This is a genomic window from Microcoleus sp. B13-B6, from assembly GCF_036705405.1.
In the GTDB taxonomy this organism is placed as follows: Bacteria; Cyanobacteriota; Cyanobacteriia; order Cyanobacteriales; family Microcoleaceae; genus Microcoleus.
Window position 1 is genome coordinate 1 of the sequence record NZ_JAUBUJ010000199.1, and the last position, 5,674, is coordinate 5,674.

Here is a 5,674-nt window from a genome sequence, read left to right on the forward strand (position 1 = left end):
CGTCCCGCCCGTCCTTTTTGGACGGGCGGGACGCCCATCCCACAATCTTGTGGAAGTTATTTAATTCTCATTCCTAAACCCAAAAAATCAGTTCTACCGGCTACACGTAAAAGTGTAAACCAAATCCGGCTGTAGTCCCCCCTTGATTTTTTAATCGGCTTGGAGGAGACGAAAGTTTGTGTATTTGCGGTTTCAACCGCTGAGTCTGATAAGGGAATTTCTGATCCGGATTTAATATTAGACCTTAGTTTAATCCCTCCTCCAATTCATCTGCAGAGTCAATTCTAAAATCTAAAATCTAAAATCTAAAATCTAAAATTGATGGACAGACGGGGCTTTATACTGTTTTTTCTGCTAAACGGCCCCGGAATCTGTGAATAATTGTTTGATAACTGGTATGATTTACGTGCTTCTTGAGCCTAAAATGCTCGGAAGCAACCAGTGGGGCCAGACACGAACCTCACTATAAAACACCGTAGAGGGAAAGATTGCCAGTACCTTGAAGGAAGTTCTCGATCTCCTTAACCGGAGTCAGAAGCCGACATCACAATCTATGATTTGATGTGGGAGTGTCACGTGAAGAGTGCGCATTACAGGACAGGCTGAAGTAATGGCGAGACGACAATCTGACCAATTCCACACACCACCGCAATACAACCCATCCCCTAAACCGACGGCACAGTTCAGTGCAGAGGCGACAGGCGATGCGAGTTCCTTCGTAACGGCGCAGCCAACCGAGGGAAAAAGAACTTTTTGGCAGTGGCAGCTTATCTGGCTGAGTCTCCTGGTGGGATTTGGAGTAACCGGTGCCGCTGCATTTCTGTGGTTGCTGACGATGCCGCCACCGCCGAATTGCCAGCAACTGTCGCCACTGGCGGCGGACGGAGAGCGACTTTACTGCGCTCAACAAGCTGCTAAGTCGGGCAAGCTAGAACAGATAGAATCGGCAATGGCCTTGGTGCAGGCTTGGCCGAAAGAACATCCGCTATACTCGCAAGGTCAACATTTGATAGGGGAATGGTCGAAAGCCATTCTGGGATTTGCCAGGGCAAAAATTGAGAAGGGCGATTTGAAAGGTGCTCTGGAGATTGTGGCGAAAATTCCGAAAACCAGTCGGTCTTACCCAGAGGTAGAGGAGGCTGTGACTGCTTGGGAAAAAAATTGGCAGGAGGGCCAAAAACTCTACGATACAGCCCTAGCAGCTTTGAAAAGTGAGGATTTAAGGAAAGCCTGGGATTATGCTCAAGCTCTATTTAAGCTGGAAAATATTTTCTGGAGTCAGAAGCGTTACAACGAGCTGATCCAGCAGATTTCTTTGGAAAGAAACGGCTGGCAGCGCTTGCAAGAGGCTAGAGATTTGGCGAAGGACGAGACTCCGCAAAAGTTCGCTGAGGCAATCGTCCTGGCTCGGAAAATAGACTCGCAGCTTTTTGCCCGCGCTAAAGCTGAGAAGGAAATTGAAGGCTGGAGCCGGATTTTGCTGGCAATGGCTACTAAGCGGTTGGGGGCGAAAGATTTGCCGGGGGCGATCGAGGCTGCTTCTGTTGTGCCACAGGATTCGCTACTGTTTGCGGAAGCTCAAGATTTGATGCAGTTGGGTAGGGCTCAGGCAGTGACGTGGAACCAGTCGATATCAACTCCGCTGCCACAACACATTTTTAGCTTGCTGGAAGGGCAGGGGGCTGCTAGCAAAATAGCTCCGGGTCGCCCTCTGTACAAGCAAGCTCAAGTTCAAATTGAAAATTTGCAGGTGCAGTTTCAAGATTTGCTGCGGCTGCAAGTGGCGAGCACGATCGCTAGTTTCGGTCAGATAGGGACGTTTGGACTCGCGATCGAGCAAGCGCAAACCATCGGACTCAAGCAGCCGCGGCGGATTCACGCTCAAACTTTGGTGGCTTCTTGGCGCCGGGAAATTGAGCGGATCGAAGACCAATCTTTTCTGACTCTGGCGAAGCAGTTGGCAGAAGCGCAAACGGTTGAAGGACTAAAGGGCGGCATCGCTCAGGTAGTTCTGATTGCTCAAAACCGCCCTCGCAGGATAGAAGCGCAAACTCTGCTGGCTCAGTGGACGAAACGCATAGAAGTTATTCAAGATCAGCCTTTTTTGGATGAAGCGATAGCCCTGGCGAAGCAAGGAAAACTTAGTGCTGCTATTGAAAAAGCTTCGCAAATTAAGAGCGGTAGGAGTTTGTACGCGAAAGCCCAGGATAATGTTTATCAGTGGGTGAGCGAACTGCAAGTCGCTCAAGACAGACCGATTCTCGATCGAGCTGCGGAATTGGCATCTCAAGGCAGTCTAGGAGCGGCGATCGATACGGCTTCCCAAATCGGTTACGGTAGGGCGCTGTATTCAGAGGCAGCAGGTGCGATCGGGCGCTGGAGTGCTGAACTTAGAGCCAACAGTGCACCGCCGCCGGAACCCGCTCGCGATTACGCGCCGGAACCCGCTCGCGACTACGCGCCAGCTCCAGCAGAGGAGTACGCGCCAGCTCCGCGACAGGATGAGTACGCGCCAGAGCCAGAGCCTTACTATCCGCCTGCGAGAGAAGAGGCCCCGGCTCCCGAACCTTACAATCCGCCTGCTCCGGAGCCGGAACCTTACTATCCGCCCGCGAGAGAGCCGGAACCGGAACCTTACTATCCGCCCGCGAGGGAGCCGGAACCTTACTATCCGCCCGCGAGACAAGAGGCCCCGGCTCCGGCCCCGGAACCTGCTGCTCCTCCTCCGGCTCCGGCTCCAGAACCCGCGCCGCCCTCGATTCCTGAGTCGGCTGGGCCTCCTGATGCTAATTTGATTCCCGAGTAATTGGGTTTTCGCGCGATCGATCTCTAAAATCTCCAATCTAAAATCAAGTGAGTAATTTCCAACTGCTGACGATCGATGGCGACCCCATTTTCCGGCTGGGGCTGCGAGTTGCTTGCGAGCAGTATCCAGACTTGCAAGTTGTCGCAGAGGTTTCAACGGGAAAGGAGGCTTTGCGGGTTCTAGAAGCTCGCTCGCTCGACTCTGAAACAGCCAAGAAGCCTGGAGATTTGGCAATTTTGGCTGTTGAGACTTCAAATTGGCGATCGGGTCAAATAGAGGCGGTGGCATTTTGTGGCGAACTCAAAAGTTTGTACCCCAACCTGCCTCTGTTGCTGCTAGGCGGATCCCTGACACCGGAGCTGTTGGCCCAGTTACAGGCGGCGGGCGCGAATGGCTATTGTCCTAAAGGTAGAGATATTTCCCTGACAATCGAAGCTATTCGCGCGGTGGCGTCTGGTTGCACTTATTGGCCGACAGATACGGCAACTAACCCGGAAATAGAACTAAATAATGCAGCGGTTGTTCAAACAGTAGAAAACTCCGCAGCAATTGCAGAGAAAAATGCAGATAATTCGACAGTTGATACGCCAGTACACAAAAAAATGCTGGCTTATTTTTGTCGGTCTGGACTACAGGAAATAGATGCAACTTTGGCGATTGTCCAAGCGGATTTGGAAGAGATTAGGGCTGCAAATCCGACAGATTTGCCCTCTATTTTAGATGGGGTTGTACTCAATGGGCGTCGCAGAGAATTGCTGGCTGCTCGCTGGATTGTCAGTCAGTTATTATTTGAAGGAAAAGGGGAGAAGGCAGAAGGCAGAAGGCAGAATGCAGAAGGCAGAAGCCAGAAGGCAGAAGGCAGAGGGGAGAGGGGAGAAGGCAGAAGGCAGAGGGGAGAAGGCAGAAGGCACAAAGAAGAAATTAGAGGCGAGAATTTGTTAAATAATTCTCAATCGCAATTAGCGAATTCCCAAGTTTCGGCTGAATCTTTGGTGGTTGCAACTAATTGGCAAGGTAGCTTGTTTGACTCGGCGGCAGCTAAATTGCAATTTGATTTGGTGAATTTGACTGGCTTGCCTTTGGAAATCGATATTTTGCGATCGACCAAAAAGCGCGAATTGATGAGTTCCATCCTGCGGAAGTTAAAGGATTTGCTGGAGGAATTGCGCTTTTCGCAAGTGCAGCAAACTCAATTGTCGCAAAAAATGCCTGCTATTTTACGGGATTTGTGGGAGGCGACAATCATAGATTTTTTTGGCAGATACTATACACTGCCAACGGGAGAAACTCTGGTTATTGATGGCAGTCAAACAAGCTTGACACTGGGAGAAAGTCAAGGGGAAAGCGCTGCTGATATCTTGGCAGCCAGCGGTATAGAAGTTGTGTCGGTGCTGCTGGCAGATGCTGATGCAGTTGCAACAGAAATCCTTGACAAAATACCGATGACCGTTGATTTTTTTGCACATTTGCTATTTGAAATTCCTTTAACTGTTGACAATATTTCTTGTGTTGCTGGCAGCCCGGAAGCGATGCAGCGAGCTGAAGCTTTGTTGGAAAATTTGGCAATTCAAGTTGCTAGCGGAGTCGTACAGCCTCTACTAAATAATTTGGCAAATATTGAAGAAATCAAGCAAATTTTTTACGATGGTAAGTTGATTTCGACGCGAGAAATTGAGCGGTTTCGGAATGAGTTGTCGTGGAGATATAGCTGGAATAGATATTTTGTGGAACCGAAAGCTATTTTTGAAAGCAGGTTTTGGCTGTTTGTTTTGGGCGATTCTGGAATTAAGAAAATTTCTATTTATGCTCCAAGAAATCTGGAGTTAGCACAGTTGTCTGGGTGGCAGTTAGCCTTGACTTTGGTGCTGGAAACCAGGGATGCGATCGCACCTAGAGTTCGCGCGGTTATTTCGCTGTTGGGTGCTGGGGTGGTTTACGTTTTGACTCAGGTTATAGGGCGGGGAATTGGTTTGATCGGGCGGGGAATTATCCAGGGGATTGGTAATTCTTTGCAGGATAGCAAGTTTGGGAAAAATGGGTAATTAGTCATTAGTCATTAGTCATTAGTCATTAGTTGGTAGTCATGAGTGAGCTAAAATATTTATAGGTGGTGGTATGATAACTAAATGGTAGACAGTTGACAATCAAGCAATTGGCTACTCGCCTCCCGGATTCATCTGTGGGATTAATCTAAAATTTAAAATGGGTTGACTTTTTATGAGTATTATGATAGCGATAGATGCCGATGGCATAAACAGTTTAGATTTGTCTCCGGTGCGGACTGTGATTGAAAAGTGGCTGGCCGAAGGAGCGATCGCCCAAAACGAACAACAGCTACAATTTGAAATAGAGTATCCGCGCGAAGAGTTAGATCCGCGAGAAATTTCGGAAATTCCCGAAGTAAGGCTGTGGTTTATTCGCTTGGATGCTTGTTACCCTTGGCTGCCATTTTTGCTGGATTGGAAAGCGGGAGAATTGGCCCGCTATGCGGCGATGTTGGTGCCGCACCAGTTTCACCGAACCCAAGGTATTCAGTACAATCCTGAAGCTTTGGAAATGTTTTTGATGAACAAAATTTTTGTGTTGACTGATTGGTTGAATCAGCAGGGAATTCCCAGTAAATCGAAGTTGATGGCGATGTCGCAGATGTTTGGTTATGATTTGGAGGATGCTTTTTTTGATGTGATCCTGCCACACCAATAAGCTGTAAGTAAGCCCACCTAAATTGTATTTTTTGGGCAGGCGGGACGCCCAACCCCTACTCCCCACAAGAAGTCGCTCAAACTTGACTGTTAAGGAATGAGAATTAAATAACTTCCACTCTTGAAAGTGGGATGGGCGTCCCGCCCGTCCTTTTTGGACGGGCGG

The 5,674-nt window shown here is 48.9% G+C and carries 3 protein-coding genes; all 3 read left to right on the forward strand.

The window, feature by feature from the left end; all coding sequences use genetic code 11:
* Positions 1 to 610: 610 nt before the first annotated feature.
* Positions 611 to 2,806, forward strand: coding sequence for a hypothetical protein (locus QUB35_RS38195; protein ID WP_333148180.1), 2,196 nt, complete (start codon positions 611 to 613; stop codon positions 2,804 to 2,806).
* Positions 2,807 to 2,853: 47 nt separating this feature from the next.
* Positions 2,854 to 4,848: a DUF3685 domain-containing protein gene (locus tag QUB35_RS38200; RefSeq protein WP_333148182.1), complete on the forward strand. Its 1,995-nt coding sequence runs from the start codon at positions 2,854 to 2,856 to the stop codon at positions 4,846 to 4,848.
* A 175-nt stretch (positions 4,849 to 5,023) separates the two neighbouring features.
* On the forward strand, positions 5,024 to 5,509 hold the full coding sequence (locus QUB35_RS38205; protein ID WP_333148185.1) for a CRR6 family NdhI maturation factor: 486 nt from the start codon (positions 5,024 to 5,026) through the stop codon (positions 5,507 to 5,509).
* Positions 5,510 to 5,674 lie beyond the last annotated feature (165 nt).

Excerpts from the sequence above, each read along its gene's own strand:
- QUB35_RS38205 (WP_333148185.1), top strand. The coding sequence starts at position 5,024 with ATGAGTATTATGATAGCGATAGATGCCGATGGCATAAACAGTTTAGAT.
- QUB35_RS38195 (WP_333148180.1), top strand. The coding sequence starts at position 611 with ATGGCGAGACGACAATCTGACCAATTCCACACACCACCGCAATACAAC.